This is a genomic window from uncultured Empedobacter sp., assembly GCF_937930195.1.
Classification (GTDB): domain Bacteria; phylum Bacteroidota; class Bacteroidia; order Flavobacteriales; family Weeksellaceae; genus Empedobacter; species Empedobacter stercoris.
In genome coordinates this window covers 1-14,359 of the sequence record NZ_CALGVK010000016.1, presented here as the reverse complement: position 1 = coordinate 14,359, position 14,359 = coordinate 1, and the positions used below count along the sequence as shown (strand labels likewise).

13 protein-coding genes are annotated in these 14,359 nt (G+C 30.1%); 3 read left to right on the top strand and 10 right to left on the bottom strand.

The window, feature by feature from the left end; all coding sequences use genetic code 11:
* Nucleotides 1-55: 55 nt before the first annotated feature.
* From asnS to Q0616_RS00815, 9 genes are all read right to left on the bottom strand, one after another.
* Complete coding sequence (gene asnS / locus Q0616_RS00855; RefSeq protein WP_171621762.1) at nt 56-1,504, bottom strand: asparagine--tRNA ligase; 1,449 nt, start codon at nt 1,502-1,504, stop codon at nt 56-58.
* Between the two features lie 212 nt (nt 1,505-1,716).
* On the bottom strand, nt 1,717-4,128 hold the full coding sequence (locus tag Q0616_RS00850) for a DUF5686 family protein (protein WP_298774195.1): 2,412 nt from the start codon (nt 4,126-4,128) through the stop codon (nt 1,717-1,719).
* A gap of 76 nt (nt 4,129-4,204) precedes the next feature.
* Entirely contained in the window at nt 4,205-4,759 is a 555-nt protein-coding gene (gene frr / locus Q0616_RS00845; RefSeq protein ID WP_188320120.1) for a ribosome recycling factor, read from the bottom strand.
* An 8-nt stretch (nt 4,760-4,767) separates the two neighbouring features.
* Nucleotides 4,768-5,478: a UMP kinase gene (gene pyrH / locus Q0616_RS00840; protein WP_225539923.1), complete on the bottom strand. Its 711-nt coding sequence runs from the start codon at nt 5,476-5,478 to the stop codon at nt 4,768-4,770.
* A 50-nt stretch (nt 5,479-5,528) separates the two neighbouring features.
* The gene (locus tag Q0616_RS00835; protein WP_298774189.1) at nt 5,529-6,296 is read right to left on the bottom strand and encodes a TatD family hydrolase; all 768 of its coding nucleotides are present in this window, start codon (nt 6,294-6,296) and stop codon (nt 5,529-5,531) included.
* Nucleotides 6,290-7,276 carry a GSCFA domain-containing protein gene (locus Q0616_RS00830; protein ID WP_225539927.1) on the bottom strand — a complete coding sequence of 329 codons (987 nt, stop codon included), beginning with the start codon at nt 7,274-7,276 and terminating at the stop codon, nt 6,290-6,292. Before Q0616_RS00830 ends, Q0616_RS00835 begins: the two co-directional genes overlap by 7 nt.
* 5 nt (nt 7,277-7,281) lie before the next feature.
* Nucleotides 7,282-8,253 carry a polyprenyl synthetase family protein gene (locus Q0616_RS00825; RefSeq protein WP_171621756.1) on the bottom strand — a complete coding sequence of 324 codons (972 nt, stop codon included), beginning with the start codon at nt 8,251-8,253 and terminating at the stop codon, nt 7,282-7,284.
* Between the two features lie 38 nt (nt 8,254-8,291).
* Nucleotides 8,292-8,789: a hypothetical protein gene (locus Q0616_RS00820; RefSeq protein WP_298774184.1), complete on the bottom strand. Its 498-nt coding sequence runs from the start codon at nt 8,787-8,789 to the stop codon at nt 8,292-8,294.
* The gene (locus tag Q0616_RS00815; RefSeq protein ID WP_225541846.1) at nt 8,790-9,788 is read right to left on the bottom strand and encodes an LLM class flavin-dependent oxidoreductase; all 999 of its coding nucleotides are present in this window, start codon (nt 9,786-9,788) and stop codon (nt 8,790-8,792) included. It lies immediately after the preceding gene.
* 501 nt (nt 9,789-10,289) lie between these two features.
* On the opposite strand from Q0616_RS00815, the gene Q0616_RS00810 reads away from it, so the two are divergent.
* The 3 genes from Q0616_RS00810 to Q0616_RS00800 all read left to right on the top strand — a co-directional run bounded on the left by Q0616_RS00810 (nt 10,290) and on the right by Q0616_RS00800 (nt 12,014).
* Nucleotides 10,290-10,901 carry a hypothetical protein gene (locus Q0616_RS00810; protein WP_171621753.1) on the top strand — a complete coding sequence of 204 codons (612 nt, stop codon included), beginning with the start codon at nt 10,290-10,292 and terminating at the stop codon, nt 10,899-10,901.
* Nucleotides 10,902-11,102: 201 nt separating this feature from the next.
* Nucleotides 11,103-11,510 (top strand): hypothetical protein, encoded by a 408-nt coding sequence (locus Q0616_RS00805; protein ID WP_298774175.1) that lies wholly within the window; start codon nt 11,103-11,105, stop codon nt 11,508-11,510.
* 219 nt (nt 11,511-11,729) lie between these two features.
* Nucleotides 11,730-12,014, top strand: coding sequence for a hypothetical protein (locus tag Q0616_RS00800; protein ID WP_298774172.1), 285 nt, complete (start codon nt 11,730-11,732; stop codon nt 12,012-12,014).
* 4 nt (nt 12,015-12,018) lie between these two features.
* On the opposite strand, the gene Q0616_RS00795 is transcribed toward Q0616_RS00800, so the two are convergent.
* Complete coding sequence (locus Q0616_RS00795; protein ID WP_171621751.1) at nt 12,019-13,830, bottom strand: chloride channel protein; 1,812 nt, start codon at nt 13,828-13,830, stop codon at nt 12,019-12,021.
* Nucleotides 13,831-14,359 lie beyond the last annotated feature (529 nt).

Here is a 14,359-nt window from a genome sequence, read left to right as displayed (position 1 = left end):
GGATTTAGCTTAAAGTTACAATATTTAAGCATAAATCCGTGTAAATTATTTCTTATTAAAATTCCGCATTGTTCGGCGTTCTCGGGAAAGGAATAACATCACGAATGTTACCCATTCCAGTTACAAATAATACCAAACGCTCTAAACCTAATCCGAAACCAGAATGTGGTACAGAACCGAAACGTCTTGTGTCGCGGTACCACCATAATTCTTCTTTATCAATTCCGAATTTTTCCATTTTTTCATCTAAAACTTCTAAACGCTCTTCACGCTCAGAACCTCCGATAATTTCTCCAATACCAGGGAATAAAACGTCCATTGCACGAACTGTTTTTCCATCATCATTCATACGCATATAGAATGCTTTGATTTCCGCTGGATAATCAAATAAAATCACAGGTGTTTTAAAATGTTTTTCAACTAAATAACGTTCGTGTTCTGACTGTAAATCTGCTCCCCAACCTTCGATTGGATATTTAAACTTACCTTTTTTATTTGGTTTAGAATCTTTTAAGATATCAATTGCTTCTGTATAGCTTAAACGAATAAATTTGTTGTTTAATACATATTCTAAACGCTCGATTAATCCTAATTCAGAACGCTCAGCTTCTGGTTTTTGTTTTTGTTCTTTATCAAATCGTTCAGCTAAGAATTTCAAATCATCTTGACATGTTTCCATTGCGTAAGTGATGACAGATTTCATGAAATCTTCTGCCAAATCCATATTTTGATCTAAACGGAAAAACGCAACTTCAGGCTCTATCATCCAGAATTCAGCTAAGTGACGAGATGTGTTCGAGTTTTCTGCACGGAAAGTAGGTCCAAATGTATAAATTTTACCTAATCCCATTGCTGCAGTTTCTCCTTCTAATTGTCCAGAAACCGTTAAGTTCGTCGCTTTACCAAAGAAATCTTGTGTATAATCTACTTTCCCTTCTTCGTTTTTAGGTAGGTTATCCATATCTAAGTTAGTGATATGAAACATTTCTCCTGCTCCTTCAGCATCAGAACCTGTGATAATAGGCGTATTGATGTAACAAAATCCATTTTCGTTGAAATATTTGTGAATACCAAACATTAAGGCATTACGAACACGCATTGTTGCAGCAAAAACATTTGTTCTGAAACGTAAATGCGCTTGCTCTCGCAAAATCTCTAAACTGTGCTGTTTTGGTTGTAAAATAGTTCCTTTTAAATCTTCTGACGGCGCAGTTCCTAAAACTTTGATTTCTTTCGCAATGATTTCAATCTCTTGACCTGCTCCTTCACTTTCTACGACTTCTCCTTTTACTTGTAAAGACGCAGCTGTAGAAATTTGTTTTATAATCGACTCGTCAAAATTTTCGAAATCTACTACTACTTGAATATTATTAATTGTAGAACCGTCATTCAACGCGATGAAACGATTACTTCTGAACGATCTTACCCATCCATTTACAACTACTTCCTGTAGCAACAAATCCTTGCCTTTTTCTAATAAGGCTTTAATTCCGTACGATTGCATAATTTTTTAATTTATCCTTACAAATTTAGTTATTATTTAAAGTTATAAAAATTATAGGCATAATTTTTGCGAATATTTTTTAACCAACCTAAAAATCCTTTACAATTTCAATAAAAATGTAAAGGATTTTTGATTTTAGTTTATTTTTTGAAGTGATTTTAGCTTTTAAAATGATCGATTATGAAGCGAATTTAGAATGATAAAATTGCACCCTACAAGAAATTCAAATTAACCGTTAATTTTAAATAGAAATTATCTTGGAATTTTTCTTCAGAATAAGCACCTAAACGATAGAAAGCCCCTAAACCAAATGTTTTGAAAATTAAATTATTTACTTCAACTCCTGTTTCGTGGTAATAATGATTCAATGTTTTAAACTCTAAATTTTGATGATCTGCTCTATCTTCCATATCCCCTAAAACACCACGGTAAACAAATTGAGGGAAAATAATTCTGTTTCCAACCTTCACACCAGCAAAAATATGTTTCAACTGAAAAGATACAAATTTATCCGAATAAAATTCTCCTGGTCGCATTGTTTCGAAATTTGTTAAACCTCCAACACCAAAGTTAGCAACATCATTTCGTTTTGCATTACCTTGTCCTTCGAACAAGTTCATCAACGGCATTTTACCTTCAACCCAACCTGCGTTGATGTTTAAATTGGTTTTACCTACACGCGTATCAAAAACATCAAAGTAAGAAACATTAAAACGCAATGGATTATAGTCCGAATTGAACACATCCCAATATTTGGTTAGTGTTGCATAGAAAACAGATTTACCACTATTAACAGTCACTTTTCCGTAGGGCGTTCTGATAAATTTGTCTTTTGGTGCAAAACGAATTGCTAATTGCGTGTTATACAAATCGTACCAACCATTTGTATTTAAGAATGAATAATTAAATTCTGCTTGTTGTTTTTCGTAATTTGCCGAAATATTGAAGGTTACATTCTTAAATATATCTTGTTCATAACCAAAAGAATATCGTTTAAAAGAAAAATATTCGCGGTTATAAATATTGCTAAATGCACCACTAATTAAACGTGTATAATTTGATTGTAATAAAATTGGTGTTTTTCCAGAAGCAGAAACATCTTGTGAATATTTTGCGAAAATTCGACCTGAATAAGGTTTATTCACAAAATAATCTCCTCCAAAACCAAACTTGAATGTTTCGTCTTTAAAACCGTAAGCAGAATACGCATTCAATGAATATTTGTCGCTCCAGTTTTCGTTTGTATTAAAAGCAGCCCCAAGTCGAAAACCTTCGTAATCATTAAACGCTAAAATTTTTGTCAAATCAAGATCAACTTTTCCTAACGATAATTTTCCTCCTGAATTGATAATACGCATTAACTTCATTTGACGTTCTAATTTATATTTATCGCCAATACTATCAATTGTTGTGTAGGTATTTCGCTCTTTATTCGACAACGAATTATCTCGATAATCTTCCATCACATTATCCCATTTCTTTTCGTTCATATTTTGAAAAGAAATTTCGTCTTCATAACCTAGAAACTCGTTGCGTTTGAAATGCGCTGGATTTTGAATATCCTTGAAAGTTGTTTCGAGATTAATCCATATTTTTTCTTTTTTATCTATAAAATCGTCTGATGCTAATTTTTCAGTAACCTTGAAATTTCCGGCCTCCATGCGATATTTTTGCTGATTCGGCACCCAAGTTCCATTGTTCAGTTTCCAATCAGCTTCTAACTCCGCAACATAATTGGCACTTGTATTTTCTCCTTCGAATTTGATTAAAGCATTAGTTTTGTCATCAATCCAAAGCGTTCCTTTGATCTGACGTTTTTCTGATTTGATAGATGGAAAAAAGCTAACAACTGCTGTTTTTCTTCCTTCAATAAAAATATCTTCTTTAAAACCATAACGGTAATGAGAAAGACCTTCTCTACTTATAGGATTAACAATTCCATTGAAGAAAAAATTGATTTTATCTTGATCAAAATTAAATGCGATCGGTTGCATTGCCAAATATTCATATAACGGAGAACGCATACCAGAAATTCGAGAAGATTGAACGATATTTTTCAAACCTAATCGTTTCGAAACTTTATGATCCATCGCACGTTCACCTAAAAATAAGTGGCTATTATCTAACAGTTTTTTCCATTGATTATTGACAGAATCCTTTTGATTCTGTGGTTGAATAATATAAGGAATCGAATCATTATTTACTGTACTCCAGAATTTGGTGTATGATTTCAAAAAGATATTACCTCCTTTTTTGATCGTGTTTTTGGATTGATTTCGAATGGCTTTGATGATGATATTTCGTCCTACAGAATCGTTAGTGGTAAAGGTTACCTCATCTAAACTAATGAAAGATGGTTTCATCATAATTTCGACTATTTTTTTTCCGTTAGTCTGAATACTTTCTGTAAAATATCCGTTTTTTATCACATCAATAAAATGAATTGAATCGTTGATGTTCAATTCTCCCAAATCATCTGTTTGACCAAGAAATTGTTTTGTATCGCTATAAATGTTGGCACCTGTTAAACGAAATTCATCTTGAGCATCGAAAACTCTTACTTTTATTTGAGCAAATGCAGCAATTGAAATACAGAAATTTAGCAAGAATAAATAGTTCTTCATTTTTTGAAATTGATTATGCAAATAAATAAAAAAAGCAGCGAAACGCTGCCTTAAAATATCTTTTTTTCTTGAAAGATTAAACTTTCATGATTTCAGCTTCTTTTTTCGTTAAAGCTTCTTCTAATTTCTTAGAAAACTTATCCGTTAATCCTTGTACACGTGTTTCGTAATCTTTCACCATGTCTTCAGATGCATCTTTTGTACTTTTCAGCGCTTTGTTTGCGTCTTGACGAGCATTACGAATAGAAACTTTTGCATTTTCCATTTCAGCTTTCGCCATTTTCACCAACTCTTTACGACGCTCTTCTGTTACTGGTGGAATACTAATAATAATAGAATCTCCATTGTTAGAAGGTGCAAAACCTAAATTAGCATTAATAATTGCTTTTTCGATTTCACCAATTAAATTTCTTTCGTACGGTTGAATGCTCAATGTCATTGCATCTGGTGTATTTACGTTTGCAATTTGAGTTAACGGAGATAAACTACCGTAATAATCAACACGAACTGAACTTAACATAGCAGGAGTTGCTTTACCTGCTCTTAATTTGTCAAATGCAACATTTAAGTGATCAACTGTTCCTTGCATTTGTTCCTTTGCCGTTTCTAAAATTAGATCTAATTCTTCCATTTCGGGATTTATTTATTTGTTACAAGAGTACCTACGTTTTCTCCTAATATTAATTTTTTCAAGTTACCATCTGTATTCATATCAAATACAATAATAGGTAAATTATTCTCTTCACTCAAAGTAAAAGCTGTCATATCCATTACTTTTAAGTTTTTATCGTACACTTCTTGATAAGAAATTGTTTCAAATTTTTCTGCAGATGGATCTTTTTCTGGATCAGCTGTATAAATTCCATCCACACGTGTTCCTTTCAAAATAACATCTGCTTGTGTTTCAATTGCTCTTAATACAGCAGCTGTATCTGTTGTAAAGTACGGATTTCCTGTTCCAGCTCCAAAAATTACTACTCGACCTTTTTCTAAATGACGCGTCGCTCTTCTTTTGATAAATGGTTCTGCAATTTGTTCCATACGAATAGCTGTTTGTAAACGCGTATTAACTCCAGCATCTTCTAAAGCTCCTTGTAATGCCATACTATTTATCACGGTAGCCAACATTCCCATGTAATCTCCTTGTACGCGATCCATACCAGAAGCTACACCCTGAACACCTCTAAAAATATTACCTCCTCCAATTACGATTGCCACTTCGCAACCAAGTTCTGCTACTTCTCTAATTTGTTGAGCATATTGTTTCAGCATATTTGGATCGATACCATATTGTAAATCTCCCATTAATGCTTCTCCACTTAATTTAAGTAATATTCTTTTGTATTTCATTTTGTCAAAGGTTTTCTTTTGCAAATATAATTTTTCTATTCTGATTTTTCCTAACGTTCGAAAATGTCTAATGCATTTTTTGTTGTAATTGTTACTATTTCAGCTGGTGTTTTGTGATAAATATCTACTAATTTATCACAAATATATGTTAGATAACTACTTTCATTTCGTTTCCCACGAAACGGAACTGGCGCTAAATAAGGTGAATCTGTTTCGAGAACGATATGATTAATGTCAAAATCACCTAAAAATTGATCTATTTTACCATTTTTAAATGTTACGACTCCTCCAATTCCTAATTTTAAATTGAAATCAATTGCACGTTGCGCATCTTCTTTTGTTCCTGAAAAGCAATGAAAAATTCCGAATAATTTTTCGTCTTTCACTTCCTCTAATACTTCAAAAACTTCGTTGAATGCATCACGACAATGAATCACAATTGGTAAATTCTTTTCTTTTGCCCATTCAATCTGCGTTTTAAATGCATCTTGTTGTGTTTTTAGAAATTCTTTTTCCCAATACAAGTCGATTCCAATTTCACCAATCGCTTTAAATGAACGTTTGTCAATCCATTCGCGAACATGAGTTAATTCCTCTTCTATTGTGTATGGATGAACCGAACACGGATGCAATCCCATCATCGCAAACATCGAATCTTGATGTTGAGCTTCTAATGCCAACATTTTGTCTGTATAACTTTTGTCGATTGCAGGCAAATAAAGTCGCTCTACTCCATTTTCTTTTGCTCGCGCAATTACTTCATCTCTATCATTTTCAAATTGTTCTGAATAAAGATGTGTATGTGTATCAATTAACATTGTTTTAATTTTGATCTTAAACATTCTTTTTCAAGCGAAAAATCAAGCTGATTGTCTTTTTCTAATTCATTCATCAAAGCAATTGTTTTAACTAAAAATTTTTGATGATTTTCTGATTCTTCATTAAAAGGATGATGATTCATCGCTGAAATGACTTTGTTTATTTTTTGATTAATAGTATGTGTTGATTGCTCTAAATAAGTTACTGAAAACTTTTCCCAAATGTAATCAACTGCCTGTTTAGAAGGATGAATAAGATCTTCTTTAAAAAAACGATAATCTCTCAAATCATCCAAAACCAATTCGTAAGACGGAAAATAGTCAACTTGATTATATTGAAGATTCAGTTGATACAAAGCATCTATTAATCTTGCTTTGCTTACATTATTTTCGATTATTCCATCTTTTGTATGACGAACTGGACTAACTGTTGTAATCAATCTGATGTTTGGATTAATTTTCTTCAAATCTGAAACAATTAATTCTAACGATTTTAGATTTTCTTCAGTAGTCAACAATTTTTTTTCAAATTGTTTTGCCTCAACTTTATGACAGTTTGCAACAATTTGATTGGTGTTTTTCCATTCGTAAATCCATGAAGTTCCCAAGGTTATCATTACAACATCACAAGAGTAAATAAACTGATAAACTTGCTCCAGAGTTGAATTTAATCTCTCTAAAACTTCAACTTTTGTAAGTGCATTAAACGACGAATGTACATCAAAACAGAAAAATTCTTCTCCATTCTGATGTACATCTGCAGTTGTAAAGTATTTTTTATGAATGCTTCTTTCGATTAATTTTTGAATAGAAATTGTATTAAAAATTACGCCAAACGGATTAACACATGCATTAAATTTTAAATCGACTAAATATTTTCCAATTTCGTCTGAAAAGCAAGAACCAATCGTCAAAATTTGATGTTGATGATGCAGCTTAAAATCAGAAGGTTGAATTTGGAAAGTCGTTCTAAATTGCATTTTTCTTATCCTTGACGATCAATTAAAACTTCACTCAATTCTCTTAAATACGTTTTTCGTTCTTCTGGAACATCAATTTGATCCAAATAACTATGCGCTTTATTAGTATATTCTCTAATTAAGGTCGATAATTTACGGTTTACATTCAGCTTTCTGAATAATTTTTCTACCGCATATACCTTATCTATATTATCGGTATTTGAACTATACCAATATAATAACTCTTCCTTTTCTTCCTCATTTGCAGCCTCTAAAGCTGAAATATAAAGAATTGTTTTCTTATTCTCGAAAATATCACCGGCATGTTTTTTACCTAAATGTTCAAGGCTACCAAACACATCCAAATAGTCATCTTTCAACTGATATGCAATACCTAAATTCAAACCATATTGGTATAATTTATCTGCATCTTCTTCAGAAGCATTTCCAATCATTGCACCTAATTTTAGGGCACAACCAAGTAAAACACTTGTTTTAAGAGAGATCATTTTGATATAATCTTCATACGAAACATTTAATTTCGTTTCGTAATTAACATCCAATTGTTGTCCTTCACAAACCTCTAAAGCTGTATGTGAAAAAAGTTTCGTAGAACGCTTAAACAATTCAGGTTCCATATCTTCTAAATATTGATAAGCTTTTACCAACATGGCGTCACCAGAAAGAATTGCTGTATTCAATCCAAATTTTTCATGAACAGTCGCTTTGTTTCTTCTCAAAGAAGCATTATCCATAATATCGTCGTGCATCAACGAAAAATTATGAAAAAACTCGATTGCTAAAGAAGGTTTCAATGCTTTTTGAACATCACCATCAAACAAATCAGTTCCCAATAAAGTCAAAATTGGACGAATTCTTTTACCTCCAATATTCAAAATATAATCCATTGGTTCGTATAATTCTTCTGGATTTTTAGAAAATGGATTGTTATCGATTGTTTCGGAAATTAATTCGTGAAATTTATCAAATGAGTACATAGTTTGATTTTTGTAAAATTAAGTTTTGGCAAATATAACTAAGAATGATTGATTTTGGCTTGTTTTCTTTTATTTTTGATAAGGCAAAAAAATTCATTCCCAACGATTAAATACAAAGCGATTTGTCCCACAATTGCTAAGATAAAATAAGGATGCATTCTTTCTAGTATCATTTTTAGACTTTGCAAAGAAGGAATTGTCCAAAAATAAGTCGAAACGATGATTAGAAGTAATGCATTTAATCTAAAAATCCATATTTTATTCAATTTATACGTTCCCAAATGAAGGAATAATGAACCCAAATAAGTATAAGCCAATACTTCGAAAAAAGCAGTTGGTACAAATTGTTCTCGAAATAAATTAAAAACATCTTTGTGATTGACAAATAAATAAACTTCAGGAACGAGGTAACTCCAATGATTTGCAACAAAGAAAAGCAAAAGATTAAACATCAAAATAAGTGTAAATTGATCTTTAAACTGATCAATAAACATCCAATAATAAGTGATTTTTGAGAATGATTTTTTTTGGTTCATTTAACGAAACAATTCACTTACTATTTGATACGATTTTCTTTTTGCTTTTTGATCAAAAACATTTGTAGAAACCATTATTTCATCTACTTTAGATTCGAAAATAAATTCATCAAAAGCTTGCGATAAAGTACCTTTGCTCCCAATAAAAGATAATGCGGTCATACCTTTTAGCATGTATTTCTGTTCTGATGAAGCGAGCTCTAATTGTGTTTTTTCTGGTGGCACAATTGGTTGACGTTTATCGGTAATAATATTGAGAAAAGCTTGGTACATTGACATGGATAAATAATGTGCTTGCTCGTCTGTATTTGATGCAATTACATTAACACAAGCAATTGTATAAGGTTCTTTCAAAAATTCTGAAGGTTGAAATTGAGAACGATAAATTTCGACCGCGTTATAAAACTGTTGAGGCGCAAAATGCCCAGCAAAAGCGTAAGGTAAACCTAATTTAGCCGCCAAAAAAGCCGAATCTGTACTAGAGCCCAAAATGTAAAGTGGCACATTTGCACCTTCTCCAGGAATTGCACGAACTTTACTATCTTTATTATCGGTGCTAAAATAGTTTTGTAAGTCTTTGATTTCAGCTTCAAAATTATAATTCATAAAATTATTGCCACGACGTAAAATAGACGCTGTTAACTGATCCGTACCTGGAGCACGACCAAGACCTAAATCTATCCGATTTGGATAAAGGGCATCTAATGTTCCAAATTGCTCTGCAATCGATAAAGTAGAATGATTTGGGAGCATAATTCCACCCGAACCTACTTTTATTTTTGATGTTCCATTTGCTACATAGCCGATTAAAAGTGAAGTTGAAGCACTTGCGACATTTTGCATATTGTGATGTTCCGAAAGCCAATAACGACTATAACCTATTTCATCTACAAATTTCGCATTTTCTAATGTATTTTCAAATGTCTGATTTAATGACTCTCCTTCTCTAACATAAGCCAAATCTAACACTGAGTAATTTATTTTCTTTAATCTTTCCATTATAAAAATTCTAAGACCAAATTACGAAGAAAATAATACAAAAAAAATTCCTCTAAGAGTCGTCTTTAGAGGAATTCATTTTGTAATTAATATAATAGGTTTAAGTTGTTAAAGTTATCATGTAGTTTGCTTTATAGGTTAGCATTAGTAATCATCTAATAACTTGTGTCAAAATTATGCACATCTAAAATAAAAATCATTTTTTTGTGGGGGACATCAAAGGGGACAAACAATAAAAGACTGTTTAACAAATATTTAAGTAATATAAAAATTTAGAATAAAAAATATTTTAGAGATAATCATTAGAATAAACAACAACATTAATAATTTTTAGATGAAATCATCACGCTCAATTATATTAAAATTATAAATTAGTTGTAGATCTATCTTTTTAAGATGATATATTTTTCGGGAATAATCAAAGTTAATAATTTATAGACTGCTAATTAACAATATGTTAATATAAATAAATTTTACTATTATCTTTGATAAAAAATATGTATGCATAGAATCTTTATTTTATTTACGTTTATACTATGTAACACTTTATTTACAACTTCATTTACTTCCAGTCGAGAAGCAAAAGATTTATTGCTATTAGATTATGTAATTAATCAAAATAAAGATGTGAAAGATTCTATTCAATTAAAAAGAAATTTTGATATTCTACGTAGTAAATCAAATGATTACGTTTCAAAAAATCTGAATATTATTTATCAAACTTTATTAGCCAATATTTATGCTGAAAAATTAGATAAATTAAATCCAAAAAGTGAACAACTTTTTAATTCTGCAAGAAAAACTGCAAAAGATTTAGGCTTAATAGATATGCAAATTTGGATAAATACTCAATTTGGTTACTATTACTATAGTTATAATCAATATTTAAAGGCTTATCCTTATTTTATGGAATCGTCTAAGTTATTAGATTTTGCAGACAATAATAATGTTTTCCAGAAAAGTGATGTTTACAAAAAAAATGCTTTTTTCTTTATGAATGTAAAAGAATTGGATAAAAGTGAAAAATATCTTTTTTTAGCACTGCAATATGCAAATAAAAAAGACAATGAATACAGCTCAATTCTGAATGCCATTGGACATATTTTCCTTTAAAAAAAGGATACCGCAAAGGCTAATCATTATTTTAATCAAACCAAAGAACTCGCCGTAAAGAATAATGATAAAATTAGGTATGCAAAAGCGTTAGGAGATATTGCTTGTATTCAAATTCAAAATAAAGAATATGAGCTTGCAATTCAAAATTTAATAACGGATATCGAAATTTCTAGAGAAAGTAAAAATCATAGAAATTTAATGTACGCTAATATTCAACTTGGAAAATTATATTTGCAGTTAGACAGAATTGATGAGGCAAAAGAAATATTAAACGAAGCAAAAAAATACACTTCTGGAAAAGCTTATCTTAATAGTTTTGAGAAAGATATCTTCATACTTTTACTGGATATTGCTATAAAAAAAGGAAATACAGCAGAAGAACTCGATTTTCGACGCAAATTAAGTGAGTTAGAAACTGAAATAAAGCTTACGGATGGTGAAAATGTAATCAATGAAATAAATTGGAATATCCAAAAAAATAATTTTGATTATAAATATGAAACTGAAAAAATAAAACGTGAAAAAACCATTCTGCTAAAAAATGCACTTATAATTATTTCTATCTTACTAATTATCATTGTTTTATTTGTTTTTTATATCATTTAAAAGAAAAATGAAAATTCAAAATTCTATAAATAACAACAAAGTATTAAAATTACATAATGAAAAATTAAAGTCTGAAAGCCGCTTAAATAAGGCTAATAAAACCTTAGATTCTTACAAGATATATTTAGCTGATAAAAATACACAGATAGAAATATTGAATAAAGAAATTGATAATTTATCAAAATCATCCAATAAAAAACAGAAGAACATGAATTACAATTGAATAATTTGTTGAATTCTCATTTGATGACGGATGAAAATTGGAATAACTTTAAAAAAGTTTTTGCATCTGAAAAGGCTGATTTTGTATCGTATTTAGAAAATAATTTTTCAGATTTAACTGAATCAAATTTACGGATTATTTACCTTACAAAATTAGGTTTAACGAATATAGAAATAGCTCATTTGTTAGGTATAACACCAGATTCTGTTAAAAAAGCAAAACAACGACTTCGAAAAAAATATGATAATTATGAATTAATTTTTAAAGGCATTCAGAATTAAAACATTATTCTATTCGTAATTTATTCAAATTAGAACGGTAATTCTCAAGCAATAAACTTTCTGTAACATAGCCTTCAAACTTACCTTTTTTAGTTAATAAAATATATTCTGTTTTTTTACTTTCCATCATCTTCATCACAGTTGCTGCGTTTGTAAAGATTGATGTAGAAGAAGCGCTTGTAATGCATTCAAGATAACTTTTTCCCTCTAAATTATCCTTAAAAATAAATGATCGAATATTGTCTAAAACGATAATTCCATGAATAGATTGATCTTCATTTAAAACAGGAATAAAATCTTGGGTAGTAGTCGAAAAAATAGTTTTGATATCTTCTATTGAATCATAAACTGTCAATGTTTTAATATTCTTGATGTAAATAGAAAATAAATCTATTTTATTAAAAAGATTACGATCTTTATCCGAGGTAAAAACAATTCCTTTATCCGCTATTGCGTATATATCCATCGAATATTTGTCATAACGTTTAGAAATTGCAAAACTAATAGAAGAGACAATCATCAGTGGAATCATTAATCCGTAACCTCCTGTAATTTCCGCAATCAAGAAAATAGCTGTTAAAGGTGCATGAAATAATCCACTCAAAACTGCTGCCATTCCAACAACAGTAAAATTTCCTACAGGAACATCTTTGAAACCGATGAGATTAAATACTTTTGCGACAACATAGCCCAAATATGAGCCAACAAACAAAGATGGTGCGAAATTTCCACCGTTTCCACCACTTCCTAATGTCAATCCTGTTGCAATAGATTTTATTAAAATAGTTACAAAAACAAAGGCTAAAACAACCCATTGATTAGTCCTAAAATCTTCTAACAAAGAATTATTCAGAATAAAACCTGCTTCATCATTTGCTAAATATTTAATACTTTCATAACCTTCTCCAAATAAAGTGGGAAAAAAGAAAATCAAAATTGCTAAACTCCCTGCTCCAACCATTGCTCGCCAATAAACATTATCCGAATAATTGCCAATAAGATGTTCCACTTTACGAAATAATCTGGCATGATAAACAGAAATAAAGCCTGCCAATACACCCAAAATAACATAAAAAATCACATTATGATAATCAAAACCTAAAGCATACCGAAATGATAATAACATATTACTTTTCAATGTTAAATTTGCAATCAAAGCTCCTGTTGCAGAGGATAACAACAATGGAATAAAAGCAGTAACACTCATATCTGCTAATACAATTTCTATAGCAAATAATACACCTGCGATTGGCGCATTAAAAGCCGCTGCAATACCTGCCGCAACTCCACATGCCAATAACAAAGTACGTTCTTTATATTTAAACCTATAGTATTGTGCATAATTTGATCCAAAGGCTGCACCTGTGATGGTAATTGGCGACTCTAAACCTGCTGAACCACCCATACCAACAGTTAAAGAGCTGGTAACAATTTGTGCATACATTTGTTTTTTAGGCATTATTCCTGATTTTTTAGCTACAGCAATCATAATTTGAGAAGTTCCTTTTTCTATTGAACCATTCAAAAATTTTTGCACAACAAAAACCGTAAGCAAAATCCCAATAATCGGAAGTATACTATTAATATAAGGAAGCTTAACTAAATTATTAATGTAAACTGTAAATTGAAAAACGATGTGTGCAAATGTTTTTAAAACGATCACAGCAAATGCAGATGAAATCGCAACTAAAATACATGACAAGTACAAAAATTGTCTTTCTGTCAGTACAAGTTTTAAGAGATTCAATAAATTTTGAAAAAAATTAATTGATTTTTTGAGATATTGAAAAAACTTTTGTTTAGAGGAAAGCTGCATAGTCCAAAAATAGTATTCCTTTTCTTTATTGCCTAATTATATTTGCTCGAATTAAGCAAAAAACAAACCAATTCTCTAATTCGTAAATATTTTGAATAAATATTTATTCATGTTCGATAATTTTACATTCATTATTTTAGTTCAATGCGCCAAAATATTTTTAAAATAATATTATTACTAGCTCTTTTCTTTAATAATTCATCAATGAATTCAATGAATTTCTTTATAATAATCAAACTACTTCAAATGAATAAATTACTGATTATAAATTATTTAAACTTTAATAAATCGGAAAACAATAAAACATTAATATAAAGCCACTTTACCATACAGTAATAATTCTAATTTTATGATTGAAATAATTAACACAAATTTTAAAATGAAAAAGATTTACTCAAAACTTAAAAGTATTGCATTTTTATCTGCACTATTAGTAGGTTCAAACTTTGTAAATGCACAAGTTTATGTAATTGGTGATGGACAAACTGCATATAGTGTGTCTACAGACGGAAAAGTTGTAACTTTAAAT